At 67.8% G+C, this 20,890-nt stretch carries 17 protein-coding genes, 1 tRNA gene and 1 riboswitch; of the genes, 11 read left to right on the top strand and 7 right to left on the bottom strand.

What is annotated here, in order from left to right:
• Positions 1-140 precede the first annotated feature (140 nt).
• Positions 141-1,706: a bifunctional metallophosphatase/5'-nucleotidase gene (locus tag A7B20_RS02420; protein ID WP_102106958.1), complete on the top strand. Its 1,566-nt coding sequence runs from the start codon at positions 141-143 to the stop codon at positions 1,704-1,706.
• Positions 1,707-1,866: 160 nt separating this feature from the next.
• Here A7B20_RS02420 and A7B20_RS02415 read toward each other — a convergent pair whose 3' ends face one another.
• Positions 1,867-3,105 carry an MFS transporter gene (locus A7B20_RS02415; RefSeq protein ID WP_102106957.1) on the bottom strand — a complete coding sequence of 413 codons (1,239 nt, stop codon included), beginning with the start codon at positions 3,103-3,105 and terminating at the stop codon, positions 1,867-1,869.
• A 108-nt stretch (positions 3,106-3,213) separates the two neighbouring features.
• Here A7B20_RS02415 and A7B20_RS02410 point away from each other — a divergent pair, with 108 nt between their 5' ends.
• Positions 3,214-3,879 (top strand): SOS response-associated peptidase, encoded by a 666-nt coding sequence (locus tag A7B20_RS02410; RefSeq protein WP_102106956.1) that lies wholly within the window; start codon positions 3,214-3,216, stop codon positions 3,877-3,879.
• A gap of 54 nt (positions 3,880-3,933) precedes the next feature.
• Here the strand turns inward: A7B20_RS02410 and A7B20_RS02405 are convergent, their stop codons facing one another.
• Positions 3,934-4,830 carry a LysR family transcriptional regulator gene (locus A7B20_RS02405; RefSeq protein WP_102106955.1) on the bottom strand — a complete coding sequence of 299 codons (897 nt, stop codon included), beginning with the start codon at positions 4,828-4,830 and terminating at the stop codon, positions 3,934-3,936.
• 163 nt (positions 4,831-4,993) lie between these two features.
• On the opposite strand from A7B20_RS02405, the gene A7B20_RS02400 reads away from it, so the two are divergent.
• On the top strand, positions 4,994-5,407 hold the full coding sequence (locus A7B20_RS02400; RefSeq protein ID WP_102106954.1) for a hypothetical protein: 414 nt from the start codon (positions 4,994-4,996) through the stop codon (positions 5,405-5,407).
• A 299-nt stretch (positions 5,408-5,706) separates the two neighbouring features.
• Complete coding sequence (ade, locus tag A7B20_RS02395) at positions 5,707-7,407, top strand: adenine deaminase (protein WP_245866480.1); 1,701 nt, start codon at positions 5,707-5,709, stop codon at positions 7,405-7,407.
• 6 nt (positions 7,408-7,413) lie between these two features.
• On the opposite strand, the gene A7B20_RS02390 is transcribed toward ade, so the two are convergent.
• Positions 7,414-7,977, bottom strand: a complete 564-nt coding sequence (locus A7B20_RS02390) for a gamma-glutamylcyclotransferase family protein (RefSeq protein ID WP_102106952.1) — start codon at positions 7,975-7,977, stop codon at positions 7,414-7,416.
• A 130-nt stretch (positions 7,978-8,107) separates the two neighbouring features.
• On the opposite strand from A7B20_RS02390, the gene map reads away from it, so the two are divergent.
• The 4 genes from map to gcvP all read left to right on the top strand — a co-directional run bounded on the left by map (position 8,108) and on the right by gcvP (position 13,664).
• On the top strand, positions 8,108-8,857 hold the full coding sequence (gene map, locus A7B20_RS02385) for a type I methionyl aminopeptidase (RefSeq protein ID WP_102106951.1): 750 nt from the start codon (positions 8,108-8,110) through the stop codon (positions 8,855-8,857).
• Between the two features lie 54 nt (positions 8,858-8,911).
• A riboswitch (glycine riboswitch) is annotated at positions 8,912-9,010 on the top strand.
• A gap of 141 nt (positions 9,011-9,151) precedes the next feature.
• Entirely contained in the window at positions 9,152-10,282 is a 1,131-nt protein-coding gene (gene gcvT, locus A7B20_RS02380; RefSeq protein ID WP_102106950.1) for a glycine cleavage system aminomethyltransferase GcvT, read from the top strand.
• A 23-nt stretch (positions 10,283-10,305) separates the two neighbouring features.
• Positions 10,306-10,665, top strand: a complete 360-nt coding sequence (gene gcvH, locus A7B20_RS02375) for a glycine cleavage system protein GcvH (protein ID WP_102106949.1) — start codon at positions 10,306-10,308, stop codon at positions 10,663-10,665.
• Positions 10,666-10,817: 152 nt separating this feature from the next.
• Positions 10,818-13,664, top strand: a complete 2,847-nt coding sequence (gene gcvP, locus A7B20_RS02370; protein WP_102106948.1) for an aminomethyl-transferring glycine dehydrogenase — start codon at positions 10,818-10,820, stop codon at positions 13,662-13,664.
• Between the two features lie 13 nt (positions 13,665-13,677).
• Here gcvP and A7B20_RS02365 read toward each other — a convergent pair whose 3' ends face one another.
• Positions 13,678-14,964 (bottom strand): DUF2254 domain-containing protein, encoded by a 1,287-nt coding sequence (locus A7B20_RS02365; RefSeq protein WP_102106947.1) that lies wholly within the window; start codon positions 14,962-14,964, stop codon positions 13,678-13,680.
• 130 nt (positions 14,965-15,094) lie between these two features.
• On the opposite strand from A7B20_RS02365, the gene A7B20_RS02360 reads away from it, so the two are divergent.
• Positions 15,095-15,170, top strand: a tRNA-Ala gene (locus A7B20_RS02360).
• Between the two features lie 72 nt (positions 15,171-15,242).
• Positions 15,243-16,061 carry a bifunctional allantoicase/(S)-ureidoglycine aminohydrolase gene (locus A7B20_RS02355; RefSeq protein WP_102106946.1) on the top strand — a complete coding sequence of 273 codons (819 nt, stop codon included), beginning with the start codon at positions 15,243-15,245 and terminating at the stop codon, positions 16,059-16,061.
• A gap of 215 nt (positions 16,062-16,276) precedes the next feature.
• Here A7B20_RS02355 and A7B20_RS21155 read toward each other — a convergent pair whose 3' ends face one another.
• The 3 genes from A7B20_RS21155 to puuE all read right to left on the bottom strand — a co-directional run bounded on the left by A7B20_RS21155 (position 16,277) and on the right by puuE (position 20,266).
• Positions 16,277-18,169: a P-loop NTPase fold protein gene (locus A7B20_RS21155; protein WP_157937583.1), complete on the bottom strand. Its 1,893-nt coding sequence runs from the start codon at positions 18,167-18,169 to the stop codon at positions 16,277-16,279.
• 205 nt (positions 18,170-18,374) lie between these two features.
• A complete protein-coding gene (locus A7B20_RS02350; protein WP_102106945.1) occupies positions 18,375-18,854 on the bottom strand; it encodes an ureidoglycolate lyase in 480 nt (159 codons plus the stop codon).
• Positions 18,851-20,266, bottom strand: a complete 1,416-nt coding sequence (gene puuE, locus A7B20_RS02345) for an allantoinase PuuE (protein WP_245866478.1) — start codon at positions 20,264-20,266, stop codon at positions 18,851-18,853. Before puuE ends, A7B20_RS02350 begins: the two co-directional genes overlap by 4 nt.
• A 69-nt stretch (positions 20,267-20,335) precedes the next feature.
• On the opposite strand from puuE, the gene uraH reads away from it, so the two are divergent.
• Complete coding sequence (gene uraH, locus A7B20_RS02340; RefSeq protein ID WP_102106944.1) at positions 20,336-20,689, top strand: hydroxyisourate hydrolase; 354 nt, start codon at positions 20,336-20,338, stop codon at positions 20,687-20,689.
• Positions 20,690-20,890 lie beyond the last annotated feature (201 nt).

Genomic DNA, 20,890 nt, shown 5'->3' with positions numbered 1-20,890 from the left:
GCATCCTGCGCCGCGAAGGGTCAAGGGCCGTGCCGGTCGCAGGGCGGCGCGGCGGCGGCGGGTGTCGTCGCATTGTGCTTTGACAGGGCCGCGCCCCCGCGCCACTCTCGACCGCGAACCACAGTCTCCGGGGGAACCTCATGTCCACACGCCTTCTCACCTCCGCCGCGATCCTCGCCCTGACGGCGGGCGCGGCCTCGGCCGAGTACAACCTGACGATCCTGCACACCAACGACTTCCACGCCCGTTTCGAGCCGATCAGCAAGTACGACTCGACCTGCTCGGCCGAGGACAACACCGCCGGCGAATGCTTCGGCGGCTCGGCCCGGCTGGTGACGGCGATCAACGACGCGAAGGCGAAGACCGACAACTGGATCCTCGTGGACGGCGGCGACCAGTTCCAGGGCACGCTGTTCTACACCTACTACAAGGGCAAGCTCTCGGCCGAGATGATGAACCGGATGGGCTATACCGCGATGACGGTGGGCAACCACGAGTTCGACGACGGCCCCGAGGTGCTGCGCGGTTTCGTCGATGCCGTCGATTTCCCGATCCTGATGTCGAACGCCGACCTTTCGGGCGAGAAGCTGCTGTCGGACGCGGTCCGGAAATCCGTGGTGATCGAGAAGAACGGCGAGAAGATCGGCCTGATCGGCCTGACCCCGGTGGACACGGCGGAACTCTCGAGCCCGGGCAAGAACGTGGTCTTCACCGATCCCGTCCAGGCGGTGCAGGGCGAGGTCGACAGGCTGACCGGCGAGGGCGTGAACAAGATCGTCGTGCTGTCCCACTCGGGCCTCAACGTCGACAAGCGCGTGGCCGAGGAGACGACGGGGGTCGACGTGATCGTGGGCGGGCACGACAACTCGCTCCTGTCCAACACCATCGAGGGGGCGAAGGGGCCCTATCCGGTGATGGTCGGCGACACGGCGATCGTGCAGGCCTATGCCTACGGCAAGTTCCTGGGCGAGCTGAACGTGACCTTCGACGACGAGGGCAAGGTGGTGAAGGCCGAGGGCGAGCCGGTGCTGCTCGACGCCGCCGTGACCGAGGACGCCGACACGGTCAGCCGGATCGGCGAGGCGGCGAAGCCGCTCGACGAGATCCGCAACAGGGTGGTGGCCGAGGCGACCGAGGCGATCGACGGCGACCGCACGACCTGCCGGGCCGGGGAATGCGCGATGGGCAACCTGATCGCCGACGCGATGCTTGCCGCGACGAAGGAGCAGGGCGTGCAGGTCGCGATCCAGAACGGCGGCGGCATCCGCGCCAGCATCGACGCCGGGCCGGTGACGATGGGCGAGGTGCTGACGGTGCTGCCGTTCCAGAACACGCTCTCGACCTTCGAGGTGTCGGGCCAGACGATCCTCGACGCGCTCGAGAACGGGGTCAGCCAGCTCGAGGACGGCGGCGGCCGCTTCCCGCAGGTGGCGGGGATGTCGTTCACCTTCGATCCCGCGAAGGAGGTCGGCAGCCGGATCAGCGACGTGATGGTCGGCGGCGAACCGATCGACCCCGCGAAGACCTACGGCGTGGTGTCGAACAACTTCGTGCGCAACGGCGGCGACGGTTACAAGATGTTCACCGATGCCGAGAACGCCTACGACTTCGGCCCCGACGTGGCGGATGTCCTGGCCGAGTACATGGCGGCCAACGGGCCGATCACGCCCGGCACGGACGGGCGGATCGCGAAGGCCGGGGAGTAAATATCCTGAAAGCCTGATGTAGGATGGGTGATATCACCCATCCTACCCCTCCCGCGGCAGCGATAAGGACTTCGGCGGTCACGCAGGTCACGCAGGATGGGTGATATCACCCATCCTACGCTCCGGCGGAGACCTCTTTCGCTTCGTTCGGGCCGCGCGCCTACTCCGCCGCGATCCCCCGTGCAAGGTCGGCGGTCTGCGGTGTCGCCGGGCGTGCCATGGGCTGGAACACGAAGGCGCCCTTGTCCTCGGCGGCGACCGGCGCGCGGCGGGCCAGGCGCAGGAGCGTGAACAGCGCCATCAGCACATGGGCCGCCACCGTGGTCAGGAACAGCGCCCGCGGGTCCGAGCCGGTCATCCCCCAGCCCGCAACCAGCGGCCCGATGATCGAGCCGAGGCCGAAGACCATCAGCAGCCCCCCCGACACCTGGATGTAGGTGCCGGGCGGCGCATGGTCGTTCGCATGGGCGACGATGACCGGGTACATCGCATAGATCGAGGCGCCGAACACCGCGACGAAGGCGAGGTTCAGGGTCCGCCCCTCGGGCTGGATCAGGATGAAGCAGAGATCGACCGCCAGCGCGATCACGGCGAGGCCCAGCAGCACCTTCCGCCGGTCCATCCGGTCCGAGAGATAGCCGACCGGGATCTGCGACAGGGCCCCGGCGAGCACGGGAATCGAGGCGAAGAGGGTGATCGTGGCGAGGTTCAGCCCGACCCGCTCGCCATAGACCGCCGAGAGCGTGCCGAAGGTCGCGTTCGAGATCCCGGCCATGAACACCCCGAACACCGCCACCGGCGAGTTGCGCCAGAGGCCGCGCAGGTCCAGCCGCACCGAGACGAGGGGCTTCGGCGTGCTCGACGAACTCATCGCGGTCGGCACCAGCGCGAGGCAGTAGAACATCGCGGCGAGCACGAAGAACAGGAAGCCCGAGGTGTCGCCCTGGGACAGCACCAGCTGCCCCGCGGTGGAGGCGGCGAGGTTCACCATCGTGTAGACGCCGAAGATCCGCCCCCGCGTGTGCGGCTCCGCCCGCTCGCCGAGCCAGCTTTCGACGATCATTGCGGCGCCCGCGAAGCAGAAGCCCTGGACGCCGCGCAGCGGGATCCAGACCCAGGGCGTCACGGCGAGGAGCGAGCCGAGGATGGCGATGGCCGCGAAGGCGGCGGTGACCGAGAAGGCGCGGATGTGGCCGACCCGCCCGACGACGGCGGACATGAGGATGCAGCCGAGCACGTATCCGACCGCCCAGCCGGTGCCGAGCAGGCCGAGGGAGAGGGCCGAGAAGCCCTCGCTGCCGCCGCGGAGCGGCAGGATCAGGTTGTTGATCCCGCCTCCGAACAGCAGGAAGGCCGAGCCCAGCAGCAGGGCGCTGATCGGCAGCAGCGTTCGGACCATCGCTTTCCCCTCGTTCGCTTCCACGGGCCTAGCAAGGGCGACCGCCCCGGCGCAACCCTCGGGCGGGAGGTTCTGGTCAAGGCGCGGGGGGGCGCCTAGTGTCGTGCCATGTGCGGACGATTTGCCATCACCCTGCCGCCCGAGGCCATGGCGCAGCTGTTCGAGGCGGTGCCGGGGAACGACCTGCCGGTCGTGCCGAACTACAACGTCTGTCCGACGAACCAGGTGCACGGCGTCGTGTCCGCCGAGGGCCGCCACAGGCTGACGGCGATGCGCTGGGGCTTCCTGCCGCACTGGTACAAGACGACGGGGGACGGGCCGCTCCTGATCAACGCGCGTGCCGAGACGATCGCCGAGAAGCCCGCCTTCCGCACCGCCGCGCGCGAGAGGCGCTGCCTGATCCCGGCCTCGGGGTTCTACGAGTGGACGAAGGACGGGGACGGCAATCGCCTGCCCTGGTACATCCACCGGACCGACGGAGCGCCCATCGCCTTCGCCGGCGTCTGGCAGGACTGGGAGCGGGACGGCACGCAGCTGACCACCTGTGCCATCGTGACCACCGGGGCCAACGGGACGATGTCGCGGATCCACCACCGGATGCCGGTGGTGCTGGCGCCCGGCGACTGGGCGAAGTGGCTCGGGGAAGAGGGCAGGGGCGCGGCGGCGCTGATGGTCGCGGCGCCGGAGGAGGCGCTGACGATGCACCGGGTGGATCCGGCGGTGAACTCGAACCGCGCGTCGGGCGAGCGGCTGATCGCGCCGGTGGAAGCCTGACTGCGGGGGCCGGATCTGCGCACATGGCCCGCGCCGGCACGGCGAAGGGCGGCGTCAGCCGGGTGTGCCTTCCGCGTCGTCCGGCGCGTTCGCGGCGTCCAGCAGCCATGCCTCGAACCGCTCCATCCCAGGAGTCCGCTTGCGCGACCTCGGCGCGGTGAGCCAGTAGCGCCCGGTCGCGACCTCGGCCGGGAAGGGGCGCACCAGACGTCCGGTGGCGAGGCGGTCGCCGAACATAAGCGGCGGCAGCAGTGCGACCCCCCGGCCTTCGGCGGCAAGCTCGGCCAGGGCCACGGAGGAGTCGAGCACCGGGCCGCGCAGGTCGGGGCAGGGCAGTTTCAGGGCGGAGAACCAGAGCGGCCATTCGGCACTCCGGTAGGAGCGCAGGAGAACCTCGTCCGCCAGATCCTCGGGCCGGGTCAGGCGGGCGGCGGTGGCGGGGGCGCAGAGCGGGGTCAGGGCTGCGTCGAGGAGCGGCACGGCGGCAAGACCGGGCCAGGTACCGTCGCCGAAGCGGATCGCCATGTCGAGCCCCTCGCGCGCCAGGTCCACGCGGTTGTTGTTGGTCGAGATCCTGAGGTCGATCCCGGGGTGGAGCCTGGCGAAACCGTCCATGCGCGGCAGCAGCCAGCCGACGGCGAAGGTGGTGACGACGCCGACGTTCAGCGTCTCGCGGTAGGCACCGCCGCTGAAACGGTCGAGAACCTGGCCGATCCTGTCGAAGGACTGGGTGAGCACCGGCAGGAGCGCCGTGCCTTCGTCGGTCAGGATCAGGCCCGAGGGCGTGCGTTTCAGCAGGCGGACGCCCAGCAGGGATTCGAGCGCGATCACCTGGTGGCTGACGGCGGCCTGGGTGACGCAGAGTTCGATGGCGGCGCGTGTGAAACTGCCCTGACGGGCCGCCACCTCGAAGGCGCGCAGAGCTGTAAGGGGGAGATTGGGCCGGTCCATCTGCCATGAATTTTATGAGTGCCGCGGTCTAGATATCATCGTTTGCTGCCCTTGGGGCGGGGTTCTACACCTTGGGGCATAGAAAAAACTAGGGGCCGCCCGGTTGCTCCTCCCGATCTTCGGGCAGGCAGGCCAGGTGCTCGGAGGCAGCAAAGGCAGGACCATGCTATCGTACAAGGTGATGAAGTGGACCGTCGCGCTCGTGACGGCCATCGCGGTGAACGGCGCGCCGCTGCGCGCGGAAAACGTGCCGGAGTTCGATCCCGAGGGGCCGTTCCGGCAGGGCGAGGGGTTCGGCACGCCCGCGACCTGCGACACCCTGGGGGACTGGATCGACCGGGTGCCCGACTATGACGGACGGATCTCCATGACCATCCGCGGCGTGCTTCGGGACAGCGAGTGGGACGGGGTTCTGGCCTATCTTCTGATGTGCGGCGAAGAACAGGTGCAGGTGTTGTGCGTCACCTACTATCCGGCCGAGCTGACCGGGGAGACGGTTCTGCTGGCGGGCGGGTACATGCGGGTGGGCGAGCGGCAGGTGATGCTGGATCCCTGCCTTGCCTATCCGGACGAGTAGGGCGGCGTCGCGCCCCAAAAAAAAGGCCACACCGAAGTGCGGCCTGTCCAGTCAGGGAGGAACCGGATGGCTGGGCCCTTGCGGGCGAAGCCGGAAACTGCTGCTGTCGGTCTGGACTGCCGAGGTACAAGTGCCGATCGATCCGTTCGGTTCCCGCAGTCCCGGCCGACTTTCTTGCTTTCAAGGTAACAGGGAGATTGTGGCGACGCTACGGCAACCGCTGGATGAGTGCGCCGGGCTGGACCTTCGCGCCCGGATGGTGCCAATCTGCCACAGATCCCAGCATCGGAGCCCAATTCGTGAGCAGACCCGACCTGTCCCGCCTGATCGAAACCGGCCGTGGCGCCGCCCTCTGCGACCTCGTGCTGCGCGGGGGGGAGGTGTTCGACGTCGTCACCGGCGACTCGATCCGCGGCGACGTGGCGATCACCGGCGGGGTGATCGTTGGCATCGGCGCGGAGTACGAAGGGGCGGAGGTGCTGGACGTCTCGGGCCTGACGCTGGTGCCGGGCTTCATCGACACCCACCTGCACATCGAGAGCTCGCTGGTCACGCCGTTCGAGTTCGACCGCTGCGTCGCGCCCCGGGGAGTCACGACGGCGCTCTGCGATCCCCACGAGATCGCCAACGTGCTGGGGGTCGACGGGATCCGGTATTTCCTGGAGGCGGCGCTGGAGACGGTGATGTCGATCCGGGTCAACCTGTCGTCCTGCGTGCCCTCGACCGACATGGAGACGGCGGGGGCCGAGATCGGGGCGGAGGACCTGGTGGCGCTGCGCGACCATCCCGCGGCACTGGGGCTGGCGGAGTTCATGAATTATCCGGGCGTGGTGCATGGCGATTCCGGCTGCCTCGCCAAGCTGGAGGCGTTCCGGGGCGGGCACATCGACGGACACGCGCCTATGCTGTCGGGGAAGGACCTGAACGCCTACATCGCCGCCGGCATCCGCACCGAGCACGAGGCGACGACCGCCGAGGAGGCGCGGGAGAAGCTGCGGAAGGGGATGCGGATCCTGATCCGCGAGGGGTCGGTTTCGAAGGACCTGGAGGCGCTGCTGCCGATCCTGGACGAGCGCACCTCGGCCTATTGCTGCTTCTGCACCGACGACCGCAATCCGCTCGACATCGGCGAGCACGGGCATCTCGACTACATGATCCGCACCGCCATCGCGCGGGGGGTGTCGCCGCTGGCGGTGTACCGGGCGGCGTCGCTGTCGGCGGCCGAGGCGTTCGGGCTGAAGGACCGCGGCCAGATCGCGCCGGGCAAGCGGGCCGACATCGTGGCCGTGCGCTCGCTTGCGTACTGCGATGCCGAGGTGGTGCTGTGCGGCGGCGTGGTGGTGGGCGAGGCGGCCTTCGCCGCGCGACGTGTGGTGGAGCCGATCGGGCGCGGCTCGGTCAGGGCGCCCCGGGTCACGGCGGAGTCCTTCCGGCTGGGGTCGAACCGGGCGGTGACGGACGTGATCGGCATCCTGCCCGGCAAGATCATCACCGAGCATCTGGTGGAGGACGTGGCGGTGGCGGACGGCGACAAGCGACCCGATCCGGCCCGCGACCTCGCCCGGATCACGGTGATCGAGCGGCACGGCAGGAACGGCAACATCGCCAACGGCTTCGTGCGCGGCTTCGGGATCGGGGCGGGGGCCATCGCCTCGACCGTCTGCCACGACCACCACAACATCGCGGTGGTGGGCGTCGATTACGCCGACATGGCGGTCGCGGCGTCGCGGCTGTCGGAGATCGAGGGCGGGTTCGTGGTGGTGCGGGGCGGCGAGGTGCTGGCCGAGCTGGCGCTGCCGGTGGCGGGGCTGATGAGCCTGCTGCCCTTCGAGGAGGTGCGCGAGGCGCTGGTGGCGCTGCGCGCCGCCGCGGTGTCGCTGGGGGTGACGCTGGAAGAGCCGTTCCTGCAGCTCGCCTTCCTTGCCCTGCCGGTGATCCCGAAGCTGAAGATCACCGACCGGGGCATGGTCGACGTGATGAAGTTCGAGATCATCGGCTGAGGGACGTCACCCGTCGATGAAGCGCACCTCGCGTTCCGCCAGGTGGCGGTCGACCAGCGCCGTCTCCTCTGCCGACAGGCGGCGGTGGCGGGGATAGCGGGGGGCGGCGCGGTCGTCGATGACGGGCGCGTCCCAGCCGTCGGTCGTCTCGAAGAAGCGGGTGACGCCGGCGGGACCGAACTCGCGCGCGAAGCCCTGCACGACGACATCGACATAGCTCAGCAGCAGCGGGCGCATGTCGGCGGGCGCGGGGTGGCGGTTCTCGGGGATCGAGTAGACGGCGACATCGGCCAGCCGCTCTCCGGCGATTTCCACGTCGCCGCTCTGCACCCGGTCGTATCCCGTCTCGCGCGCGTCGAGCGCCTGCCAGTCGCCGCCGGGGACCCGCGCGACGAGCCCCTCGATGGTGGTGCCGGGGGAGGGGACGGCGGTGAGGAACGCCTCCTCCCGGATCTGGGTGTGCCGCCACACGCGCCGCCAGCCGTGCAGCCGCGCGGTGCGGCCCTCGAGATATTCGTGGGTGGTCCGGTTCACGAGCGAGCCGTAGCCGAAGAAGAGATGCTTGGTCATGGCGCTTCGATGCCGTGGCGGGGGCGGGAAATCAAGTCCCCGCTGCCGCCGGGCCCTGCCGGGTCTGGGCCGGGGGCGGCCGATCCGCTATGGCTGTCGTCACGAACCTTGCGCGGGGAAGGGCAGCGCCATGACGATCACCAACGAGGACGAGCTGGAGGGGGTGAAGGCCATCGGCCGGATCGTCGCGAACACGTTGCGCGACATGGCGGCGGCGCTGGAGCCCGGTATGACGACCGCCGAGCTGGACCGCATCGGCCGACTGCAGCTGGAGCGGGAAGGCGCCGTGTCGGCGCCGGAATCGGCCTACGGCTTTCCCGGCGCGACCTGCATCAGCGTCAACGAGGAGATCGCCCACGGCATTCCCGGCGCGCGGGTGATCGCGCCCGGGGATCTGGTGAACATCGACGTGTCAGCCTCCAAGGACGGCTATTTCGCGGACACCGGCGCAAGCTTCATCGTGCCACCCTCCGATCCCCTGCGGGAGCGGCTGTGCCGCGACGGGCGGCGGGCGCTGAGGATCGGGATCGCCGAAGTCGGTGCCGGCAGGCCGCTGGCGGGGGTCGGCCGCGCCATCGGACGGTTCGCCGCGCGACGCGGCTACACGCTGATCCGCAACCTCGCGAGCCACGGTGTCGGACGGGCGCTGCACGAGTATCCCGAGGAGATCGCCACCTGGCCGGACCGGGCCGAGCGCCGCCGCATCACCAGGGGGCTGGTCTTCACCATCGAGCCGTTCCTGTCGACAGGCGGGCACATGGCGCGGGGCGGTGCGGACGGCTGGACGCTCTATGGCATGCCGTCGGCGCCGGTGGTGCAGTACGAGCATACGGTCGTCGCGACCGGCCGCGGTGCGACGGTCGTCACCCTGCCGGGGTGAGGCGGACACGGCGCCGTCCCCCCTTGCCAAAGCCGCCGGGTGTGAAATAACCGGAGGCAGGCGAAGGGAGAATCCGGGCCGCTTTCGGGCGGGCCGGTGCCGAAGGAGCAGCCGCCCCGGCGAACTCTCAGGCAAAAGGACCTTCGCCGGACACGGAACTCTGGAGAGTGGCGCCGCAGCGCCCGCCGAAGGGATAGCGATCTCAGGCGCAGGAACAGAGGGGGCATGGACCGCGGCATCCGTCAGGAGGCCGCCAGATGCCCGGCGTTCGGCCGGAGAGGGGACGGAACGGCGATGGACGACCTGCAGAAGACGCAACTTCACCAGATGCACCTCGACCTCGGCGCCCGCATGGTGCCCTTCGCGGGCTACGAGATGCCGGTGCAGTATCCCGCGGGCGTGATGAAGGAGCATCTGCACTGCCGCGCTGCGGCCGGCCTGTTCGACGTCTCCCACATGGGCCAGGTGATCCTGCGGCCGAAGTCGGGCGACGTATCTGACGCCGCGCTGGCGCTGGAGGGGCTGGTGCCGGTCGATGTGCTGGGTCTGGCCGAGGGGCGGCAGCGTTATGCCCTGTTCACGAACGACGAGGGCGGCATCCTCGACGACCTGATGGTGGCGAACCGCGGCGATCACCTGTTCCTCGTGGTCAACGCCGCCTGCAAGGCCGCCGACATCGCCCACCTGCGGGCCAACCTCTCCGACAGCTGCGAGGTGGAGGAGATCACCGACCGCGCGCTGCTCGCGCTGCAGGGGCCGCTGGCGGAGGACGCGCTGGCGACGCTGGTTCCCGAGGTGCGGGGGATGCGGTTCATGGATGTGCGGACGGTCGACACGCTGTTCGGGCCGCTCTGGATCTCGCGCTCGGGCTACACCGGCGAGGACGGGTTCGAGATCTCGGTGCCCTCGGGCGGGGCCGCGGAGCTGGCGAAGGCGCTGCTGGCGATCGAGGCGGTGGCGCCGATCGGCCTCGGCGCGCGGGACAGCCTCAGGCTGGAGGCGGGGCTCTGCCTCTACGGCAACGACATCGACGGGACGACGACGCCGGTGGAAGCGGGTCTGACCTGGGCGATCCAGAAGGCGCGGCGCGCAGGGGGTGCGCGGGAAGGCGGGTTTCCCGGCGCCGACAGGATCCTCGGCCAGATGGCCGATGGCGCGCCGCGGATGCGTGTCGGGCTGCTGCCGAAGGGGCGCGGGCCGATGCGGGCGGGCGCCGATCTCTACGCCGACGCGGAGGCGGGCGAGCCCGTGGGCCGGGTCACCTCGGGCGCCTTCGGCCCCTCGATCGACCGGCCGATGTCCATGGCCTACGTGAGTGCCGACAAGGCTGCGCCGGGCACCCAGCTTTTCGCCGAGGTCCGCGGCAAGCGGCTGCCCGCGACGGTGGTTGATTTGCCCTTCCGCCCCGCCCAATTCAAACGCTGACAACACCCTCCCTGGAGAGCCTGATGAAGTACACCGAAGAACACGAATGGCTGCGCGTCGAGGACGATCTGGTCGTCGTCGGCATCACCGAGCATGCCGCCGAACAGCTGGGCGACCTCGTCTTCGTCGAGCTGCCCGAGGAAGGGCGCACCGTGGTCAAGGACGAGGAGGTCGTGGTGATCGAATCGGTCAAGGCCGCGTCGGACATCATGGCGCCCGTGGACGGCGAGATCGTCGAGGTGAACGAGGTGCTGGTGGACAACCCCGCGCTGGTCAACGAGGACCCCACGGGCGACGGCTGGTTCTTCAAGATGAAGCTCGAGGACATGTCGGTGCTCGACGACATGATGGACGAGGAAGCCTATCTGAAGTTCATCGGCTGACGGCCACCGCCGGGCAGGAACCTTCAATACCTCCGGCGGGAGTAGTTCCGCAAAGAAGAAGCCTCCCCGTTTCTTCTTTGCCCCGAATACTCCCGCCGGAGGCCGGACCGGGCAGGGGCCCGGTCCATCCGTCGTGACGTCAGGAGACCGGAATGACCTTCACCCCCATCGACTACCGCCCCTACGATTTCGCCAACCGCCGCCACATCGGCCCCTCGCCTTCGGAGATGGAGGAGATGCTGCGGGTGATCGGGGCCGGGACGCTCGACGACCTGATCGCCGAGACGGTGCCGAAGGCGATCCGGCAGGCGCAGCCGCTGGAGTTCGGCAAGCCGAAGTCCGAGCGCGAGCTGCTCTGGCACATGGCGCAGGTGGCGAAGAAGAATCAGGTGTTCTCGTCGATGATCGGGCAGGGCTATCACGGGACGGTCACGCCGCCCGCGATCCAGAGGAACATCCTGGAGAACCCGGCCTGGTACACGGCCTATACGCCCTACCAGCCGGAAATTTCGCAGGGGCGGCTCGAGGCGCTGCTGAACTACCAGACGATGGTCTGCGACCTGACGGGGCTGGAGGTGGCGAACGCCTCGCTTCTGGACGAGGCGACGGCGGCGGCCGAGGCGATGACCATGGCGCAGCGGGCGAGCAAGACGAAGGCGATGGCCTTCTTCGTGGACGAGGGCTGCCATCCGCAGAACATCGACGTGATCCGCACCCGGGCCGAGCCCTTGGGGATCGAGGTCATCGTGGGGGCGCCCGAGGACCTGGACGCGTCGGCCGTGTTCGGCGCGGTGTTCCAGTATCCCGGCACCCACGGCCACCTGCGCGACTTCACGCCCGAGATCGAGGCGCTGCACGCCGCAGGGGCGCTTGGCATCGTCATCGCCGATCCGCTGGCGCTGACGCTGCTGAAGGAGCCGGGGGCGATGGGGGCGGACATCGCCGTGGGCTCGACCCAGCGGTTTGGGGTGCCCATGGGCTATGGCGGGCCGCACGCGGCCTACATGGCCTGCAAGGACGCGCTGAAGCGGTCGATGCCGGGGCGGATCGTCGGCGTGTCGATCGACGCGCGGGGGAACAAGGCCTACCGCCTCAGCCTCCAGACGCGCGAGCAGCACATCCGGCGCGAGAAGGCGACGAGCAACGTCTGCACGGCGCAGGCGCTGCTGGCGGTGATGGCGTCCTTCTACGCGGTGTTCCACGGGCCCGAAGGCTTGCAGGCCATCGCGCAGCGCATCCACCGCAAGACGGTGCGCGTGGCGCGGGCACTGCAGGAGACCGGGTTCAAGGTGGAGCCCGAAAGCTTCTTCGACACGATCACGGTCGAGGTCGGACCGCTGCAGGGCGCGATCATGGACGAGGCGCGGCGGCAGAAGATCAACCTGCGCGTCGTGGGCAAGACGAAGCTCGGCATAACGCTGGACGAGACGACGCGCCCCGAGACGGTCGAGCGGCTGTGGGATGCCTTCGGGATCCACGGCCGGCACGACGACCTGTCCGAGGAATACCGCATCCCCGACGCGCTGCTGCGCACGTCCGAGTACCTGACCCACCCGGTGTTCCACATGAACCGGGCGGAGACGGAGATGATGCGCTACATGCGCCGTCTCAGCGACCGCGACCTGGCGCTGGACCGGGCGATGATCCCGCTGGGGTCCTGCACGATGAAGCTGAACGCGGCGGTCGAGATGATGCCGATCACCTGGCCCGAGTTCAGCCTGATCCACCCCTTCGCCCCGAAGGAGCAGGTGGCGGGATATGCCGAGATGCTGGAGGACCTGTCGGCGAAGCTGTGCCAGATCACCGGCTACGACGCGATGTCGATGCAGCCGAACTCGGGCGCGCAGGGGGAATATGCGGGTCTTCTTACCATCGCCGCCTATCACAAGGCGAATGGCGATCATCAACGCAAGGTCTGCCTGATCCCGGTCAACGCCCACGGCACCAACCCGGCCTCCGCCCAGATGTGCGGCATGAAGGTGGTGGTGGTGAAGTGCACCGCGCGGGGCGACATCGACGTGGAGGATTTCCGCGCCAAGGCCGAGGCCGCCGGCGACACGCTGGCCGCCTGCATGATCACCTATCCCTCGACCCACGGCGTGTTCGAGGAGACGGTGAAGGAGGTTTGCGAGATCACCCATGCCCACGGCGGGCAGGTGTACCTCGACGGGGCCAACCTGAACGCGATGGTCGGGCTGGCGAAGCCCGGCGAGATCGGCAGCGACGTGAGCCACCTGAACCTGCACAAGACCTTCTGCATTCCCCATGGCGGCGGCGGTCCCGGCATGGGGCCGATCGGCGTCAAGGCGCATCTCGCGCCGCACCTGCCGGGCCATACCGAGACCGGCGGCGCCCACGCGGTCAGCGGCGCGCCCTTCGGCTCGGCCTCGATCCTGCCGATCTCCTGGGCCTACTGCCTGCTGATGGGCGGCGCGGGGCTGACCCAGGCGACGAAGGTCGCGATCCTGAACGCCAACTACATCGCAAAGCGGCTCGAAGGGGCGTTCGACGTGCTCTACAAGGGTACCGAGGGGCGGGTGGCACACGAGTGCATCCTCGACACCCGGCCGTTCGAGAAGTCGGCGGGGATCACCGTGGACGACATCGCCAAGCGGCTGATCGACAACGGCTTCCACGCGCCGACGATGAGCTGGCCGGTGGCGGGCACGCTGATGGTCGAGCCCACGGAGAGCGAGACGAAGGCGGAACTCGACCGCTTCTGCGACGCCATGCTGAACATCCGCGAGGAGATCGCGGCGGTCGAGAAGGGCGAGATCGACCGCGAGAACAACCCGCTGAAGAACGCGCCGCACACGGTCGAGGACCTGGTCGGCGACTGGGAGCGGCCCTACAGCCGCGAGCAGGGCTGCTATCCCAAGGGCGCGTTCCGGGTCGACAAGTACTGGCCGCCGGTGAACCGGGTCGACAACGCCTATGGCGACCGCAACCTCGTCTGCACCTGTCCGCCGCTCGAGGCCTACGCCGAAGCGGCGGAGTAGCGGTCGGCAGGGGTCACTCGAACGCGAGGTCGACCTTGTCGGCATCCACCAGCCCGCAGCGCGCCACGGTGCGCAGCAGGCGCTGGCGGTCGGCTGGCAGGGCGGTGGCGATCACCGCCCGCTGCAGCGCCCGCGCCGCGGCGTCGCGGGCGGCGACCTTCATGTCCGGATCCCCGGTCTCGGCCAGGTGGGCGAGGGCCTTCTGCACGCGGATCTGCACCTCGACCATGGCCGCGCCGTCCCGCGCGATGGGATCGAAGGCGTCACGCACCAGCGCGTCGGCGGTCAGCGGTGGAACATGGATGCGGGGGTGGAGCGCGTCGTCGTCCGCATGCTCGATCCGGTCGCGGTAGCGCGACAGCAGCCGTTCCTGCCGGGTCAGCACGTCGATGGCGGTGCCCGGATCGTTGATCCCGGGCGACAACGCCCGCTGCGCGATCTCGCTCAGCACGATGACGCCGAAGCGCGGATCCTGGTCGAAGCGGCGGATGTCGTCGATGGTGAAGGCGAGGTGAACCTGGTCCATGTCGGCCTTCGCGGTGCAATGGGCGATGGGCTGGCCTTCGGTGACGAAGGCGCCGGGGCGCGCGGCGAGGAACAGCTTGCCGCCGCAGTCCTCCATCGCGTCCGACAGCTTCTCCATGTCGATGTGCTGGACATAGCCCGAGCGGCGCGCCTTGACCGGATCGCCCTCGGGCGGACCCGTCAGCTTGCGGCCTCCCATGCAGGGCGAGTTCAGCCAGGCCTCCATCGCGTCGATGGCCGCGCGTTCGACCCGTCGGGTGGTGGCCAGCACGCTGCCGAGGTCGCTGAGGTGCGAGATCCAGCGCAGGATGGCGACGATCATCAGCAGGATGACCAGCAGCGCGAAGGCGAGGATCACCGCCGCCGCATCCCCGGCGTAAAGCTGGGTGCCGAGCGTGATGACACCGACGAGGGAGAACAGGAAGGCGCCGAGGAAGGTCGCCAGCACGTTCTGCGTCGTCGTGTCCTCGAGCAGCAGCTGGTGCGACCGGGGCGTCACCTGGGACGAGGCGGACTGGCGCGCCGAGACCATGACCGAGAGCGAGAAGATCACGACGGCGAGCATGCCGGAGGACATGATCTCGAGGATCTTCTCCACCGCCTCCGGCTCGACCGCCTTGGCGATGTCCTCGGGCACCAGCGGGGCGAGGCTGCCCGAGCCTCCGGCGGCGACCACGCCCAGCAGCGCGATCAGCGAGGAGCGGACCCAGATCTTGCGGGAAAACCGGCGCAGCCGGTAGAGCGTCTTCGACAGGGCGGCGCGGGCTTGGGGCATCGGGGACTTTCGCCTGGGGTGGGTCGGGTGACGCTGAACCTATCGCATCCGGGCGGGTCGTCCACGACCTTCGGCCGAAGTCGGGGCGACCTTGACACCGGCGGCGGGATGGTCCATCTGACGCACAAGTGGGGTCGTAGCTCAGTTGGGAGAGCGCGTCGTTCGCAATGACGAGGTCGTCGGTTCGATCCCGATCGACTCCACCAACTCCCTCCATTCTGGCGTTTCCGGGTCTCGGCGTCCGGCGCAGGGTCGGTGCGAAACGCCGGAGACCTGCCATGACATCCTATGCCACACCCCCCGCCGGACTGCCGCCGCAGACCGACCTGCTGTCGGGGCGCGCCGTCTTCACCGAGGCCTACGCGGTGATTCCCGCCGGGGTGCAGCGCGACATCGTCACCTCGTACCTGCCCCACTGGGAGGGCGCGCGGTTCTGGGTGCTGGCGCGGCCCCTGGGCGGGTTTGCCGAGACCTTCTCGCAATACGTGGCCGAACTGGCGCCCGGGGGCGGCAGCGACCGGCCCGAAACGGATCCGGGGGCCCAGGCGGTGCTGTTCGTCGTCGCGGGCGAGGTGGAGCTTTCGGTGGCCGACGAGGTGCACGCGCTGGCGGCGGGGGGCTATGCCTACCTGCCGGCGGGGGCCGCGTGGCGGCTCCGGAACCGGGGTGGGGCGGCGGCGACGTTCCACTGGATCCGCAAGCGCTATCAGCCGGTCGAGGGGATCGCGGCGCCGGAGGCCTTTGTCGCGCGCGAGCAGGACATCGCGCCGGCGGGGATGCCGGGGACGGACGGGGCCTGGGCGACGACGCGGTTCGTGGATCCGGGCGATCTGAGGCACGACATGCACGTCAACATCGTGACGCTGCAGCCCGGCGCGGTGATCCCGTTCCTGGAGACGCACGTGATGGAGCACGGGCTCTATGTCCTTGAAGGAAAAGCGGTCTACCGGCTGAACCGGGACTGGGTGGAGGTCGAGGCCGGGGACTTCATGTGGCTCCGCGCCTTCTGCCCCCAGGCCTGCTATGCCGGGGGGCCGGGGCCGTTCCGCTACCTGCTCTACAAGGACGTGAACCGGCATATGGGGCTGGGGAGGTAGGGGGGTACCGGTGTATGATCGGCGTATGACTTGTGTATGATTTGGGTGGGACGTTTGTGTGGGGCGACGCGGAGGGTGGTTCACGGCCCTGATCTGCCATTCATGCTCACTGATTTTGCTGCGGCGCAGCTCGAGAAAGCGGACATCCCTCGAAAGCGCGGCATTTTTAATCGGCGAATATGCTTGTGGCGGACAGGCTGAACCGTATTTCGGCCCTAAACGCCTTGCTTCGCCTTCCCGCCGTCGTCGGGCTCTTTGTCAGGCCCGTCCAAGAAATCGAGGTACCACTTGATTGCCATTCGGATCTGTGCGGCCCGAATGGGCGTTGCTTCAGATGCAAGATCATACGCTGCTTTCCTCACCCTCAAGAGCCAATCGCGTTCTGAGCTCTGACCCCCGGCTCTGGTATCTCGTTCCATGCGTTGAATTCTGCGTTCAAATGGCCTGAGCGCCTCGTGTGTGGCTTCAGGTTCAAACGAAAACAAAAGTCGCGCCACTTCCACTGGGTCGGCATCTGCAAAAATAGGCTCATGTGCATAGTTCGGACTGCCAGCTCGGCGTCCCCCGTCGTCGATTGCTTCGACAAAGGCCCCAAGGTCCGCTTCCGCAAGGGATAGCATCTCCTCTACACGCTCCTGATTTGCTTTCCAGAACGACCGATCCAATGCTTCAAGTAGCTCCTCGCGAATCGTAGCAAACTCTTTGGAATCTTTTTGATGGAAGCCGAGCCCAAATTGCCCATGATCGAAAGAGACGCCGCTCCACCGCCGCCTTGGCAGCTCTTTTGGAAGCTGATTATCCTGTTCCAGTGTGGCTATATACGCGCGGACCTCATTTTCAACATCATGCCGCGAACTCCATCCAATTTTTTGGTCGGCCAGGTCCAATAATATCCCAAGCAGGTGCATAATAACTGCTGGGTCGTGGAACTCTTTATCACCTATTTGTCTTTTCACCGTTTTCAGTGCCGCCTCGACCTCGGCATCCTTTCGTTTTGGCCACCACCACAAGGTCTGCCAAGCCTCAGAGTCCTGCAACCTGAATACAGGCGATTTCCGCAATTCGTCGGACAGAAGCTTGTCATCCACATGTCCTTTACCTATCCATGCGATGGCAAGTTTGGCAGAAACAACTTGGCTATGTAGGCGGACGTAAGGATGCTCTCCAAACCGTTCTTGCAGGTTTTCGAGCGCAGACTTCGGAGGTGCCTCACCTTTTTGACCATTTGCACTCCAAACCGCGTGCGCCCAGCCTGTTTCTTGCCCTAATCCTTCGATGCCAAGGCCTTCACCGCCATGAAAGGCTATCGAAAGAGCAACGAAAGTGGCAAGCAAGTAGCGCATTCCCTCCGCATTTTCCCTTAGTTCCTCGGGAATCCCATCGAATACCCGTGCGATTTCGAGCATGGCGTATCGGAGTAATCGAAGATTCAAAGCCTTGGATGTATCGAAAACGCTGCAAAGGAGGGCTTTCTCGGATGTCAGAAACTCGCGTGCTGCGCGCTGGTGTTCAGCTCTTTCCATAGATGCCAAAAAGCTTTCTGTCGCAGCATCGACGTCGGGATAAATAGTGATGATCCGTCCGATAACTTTCTCTTTTGTCCTCTCATATGTTTTGGGATCTTTATCACGAAGTTCAGCCTGATTTGCCAAGAGAACAACGTTCCGCCCTTCATGCTCTACAAATCGGTTAATAGCGCTTAACAATTCGGTCAGGTGCATTTCTGCCCGCTCAAGATCGTCGAACACAAGAACCCGCGGCAGGTCTTTCATCACTGCCCGTCTAAAGGCGCCGGTAAAATCTATTTTGGCCCCGGTAAATTTCTCTGCGACACCTTCCATTATCTGCGTGGCGCCTTTGGGAGGCTTCAAATCCTTTCTTTTTAGGAGTGTCTGAAACAGAGCTTCCTCGATAGCGCACGAGCCTTTCGCACCGTAGATGCTTACGTAAAGGGCGTCTTCCCGGCCCGTCAGCCATCCTTTCAGCTCGTGAGTTTTGCCAGCGCCCCATGGAGCGTCCACGAGAAGGGCAAAGCCGGGGTTGGCAAGACGGGCGAAAGCGTCAAGCTGTGGTCGGAGGTGATGATTTGCGTCCATTTCGTCCTTCAATCCACAAAGGCCTTCGATCTTGTTTGGAGCAAATTTTATAGATGGCGCCTTGGCAGGGCAAGCAGCGGAAAACCAATTTTCAATTGGAGGCCGATAGGTTTAGTATGAGTAGCTGCTCTGACCTCGTCTTCCGAATTATTTTGCCTCCGCAGCGTAAGTCCGTTTTCCGCCCAATCCACCATCTCGCCGTAACCAGCTCCTCGCCTCACCCCACCACATACCCCTCCCCGTACCGGTACTCCTCCAGGTTCGCGCCTTCTCCGATCCGGTCCACCACGGCGAAGAGGCCCGGGGCATGCAGCGGCGTCAGGACGCCGTGCCAAGTTCCGCGGAAGAGGTTGATGGCCTGGCCGGGGGCGGTGAGGAAGGCCAGGGGCGTGCCGGGGGTGCCGGAGAGGTCGGGGGCGACGATGACGAGGAAGGGGTGGGCGGTCATCGGCAGGAAGGCCTGGCTGCCCTCGGGGTGACGCTCGACCAGGTCGAAGCGGTAGGGGAGCGAGCGGGGCTCGGCCGAGAAGATGCTGATGCCCGCGCGGCCCGCGCCGAAGTCGAGCGTCGCGCGGTCGTGGAAGCGGGCGCAGAGGCCTTCGTTGATCATGCGGTCGGGCGGGCCTTCCGCCTCCAGCACCTCGCCGAAGGGGGCGAAGGCGGCGGCGGTCAGGGGGGCGGGCGCGAGGGCGATCATGGCATCTGCGCGAGGCGGAGTTCGGCGATGCGCTCGACCTGGCGGCAGGCCTCGGCGAACTCGGTCTCGGGGTCGTTGTCGAGGCGCGATTCGAAGGCGGCGCGGATCGACGCCTTGTCGTGGTCGCGCACGGCGATGATGAAGGGGAAGCCGAATTTTTCCGTGTAGGCGGCGTTGAGGGACTGGAAGGCGGCGCGTTCCTCGTCCGACAGGTGGTCGAGCCCGGCGGAGGCCTGTTCCGCCGTGCTCTCGGGGGTGAGGCGGCGGGCGGCGGCGAGTTTCCCGGCAAGGTCGGGGTGGGCGCGGAGCACGCCGAGCCGTTCCTCGCGGGTGGCGGCGCGGAAGGCGCGGCAGAGCGCGCTGTGGATGCCCGCGGGGCTGTCGTGGGCGGGCCCGAGTTCGAGGCGCAGCGCCCGTTCGGCGATCCAGGGGGAGTGTTCGAAGACGCCGCCATAGGCGCGCACGAAGGCGGCGCGGCCCATGTCCGAGGCGCGCGGGCGGCGGCGGTGGGGGTGCGTCCTCGCCCAGTGCTCGGCGATCTGGAGGCGGGTGGCGAACCAGACGCCGTCCCGGGCGCGGGCGTGGTCGAGGAAGCGCTGCAGCGCCTCGGCACGGGCGGGGCGGCCGACGAGGCGGCAGTGGAGGCCGACCGACATCATCTTCGGCGCGCCCTGCTCGCCCTCGCGGTAGAGCGTGTCGAAGGTGGCGCGGAGGTAGTCGAAGAACTGTTGCGGCGCGTTGAACCCCTGCGGCGTGGCGAAGCGCATGTCGTTGCAGTCGAGCGTGTAGGGCACGACCAGCTGGTCCTTCTCGCCCACCTCGATCCAGTGGGGCAGGTCGTCGTCGTAGGCGTCGGCGACATAGGCGAAGCGGCCGCTCTTCGCCGCGAGGGCGACGGTGTTGGCGGAGCAGCGGCCGGTGTACCAGCCCTTCGGCGGCGCGCCGGTCACCTCGGTGTGCAGCTGGATGGCGGCGGCCATGTCGCGGGCCTCGGCGTCCTCCGCGTAATCCTTGTACTCGATCCATTTCAGCCCGTGGGAGGCGATCTCCCACCGGGCCGCCTGCATCGCGGCGACCTGTTCGGGCGACCGCGCGAGGGCGGTGGCGACGCCGTAGACGGTGATCGGCGTGTCCTGCAGCATCCGGTGGAGGCGCCAGAACCCGGCCCGCGCCCCGTATTCGTATATAGACTCCATGTTCCAGTGGCGCTGGCCCGGCCAGGGCGCGGCGCCGACGATTTCCGACAGGAACGCCTCGGAGGCGGCATCGCCGTGAAGGATGTTGTTCTCGCCGCCCTCCTCGTAGTTCAGCACGATCTGGACGGCGATCTTCGCGCCGCCGGGCCATTGCGGGTCGGGCGGGGTGGCGCCGTGGCCGCGCATGTCGCGGGGATAGCGGGGCAGGTCGGACATGGGGACTTCCTTTGTCGTGTCCGCGCCATTAGGCCTTGGGGTTCGGGGAAGCTCAAGGCGGAGATGAGGATGGCGGGCGGATATCTGACGACCCATGTGCTGGACACCGCGCGGGGCTGTCCCGCGGCGGGGCTGAAGATCGAGCTGTTCCGGCTCGACGGCGGGGGTCGGGAGCTGGTGCGGGAGACGGTGACCAACGCGGACGGGCGCACGGACGGGGCGATCCTGCCGGAAGCGGAGTTCGCGGTCGGGGTCTACGAGCTGGTGTTCCACGCGGGGGATTATCTCGACGGGTTCGGCGGGGCCGGGGGGCCGCGGTTCCTCGATGTGGTGCCGATCCGGTTCGGGATGGCGGAGGCGGACCACTACCACGTGCCGCTGCTGCTGTCGCCGTTCGGGTATTCGACCTACCGGGGGAGTTGAGGACCCCGGCGGGGCGCGGGCGGCGGGCGCGCGGCAGGATGGGAGAGCGGCGGGTGGAGCGGTGCCATTTTCCTCGAGGAAAATGGTCCGGTTTCTTCGAAGAAACCGGGGCGCGGCGGCTGACCGGAGGGCGTGGTGGCCCGCGTGCCGTGGAGTTCGCCGCGCCGCGGCGCCTTGGGCCTTGACGGCGGGGCGGCAACG

It is taken from the genome of Oceaniglobus roseus, assembly GCF_002869745.1.
Taxonomy (GTDB): Bacteria; Pseudomonadota; Alphaproteobacteria; order Rhodobacterales; family Rhodobacteraceae; genus Oceaniglobus; species Oceaniglobus roseus.
This window is presented reverse-complemented; position numbering and strand designations above follow the sequence as displayed.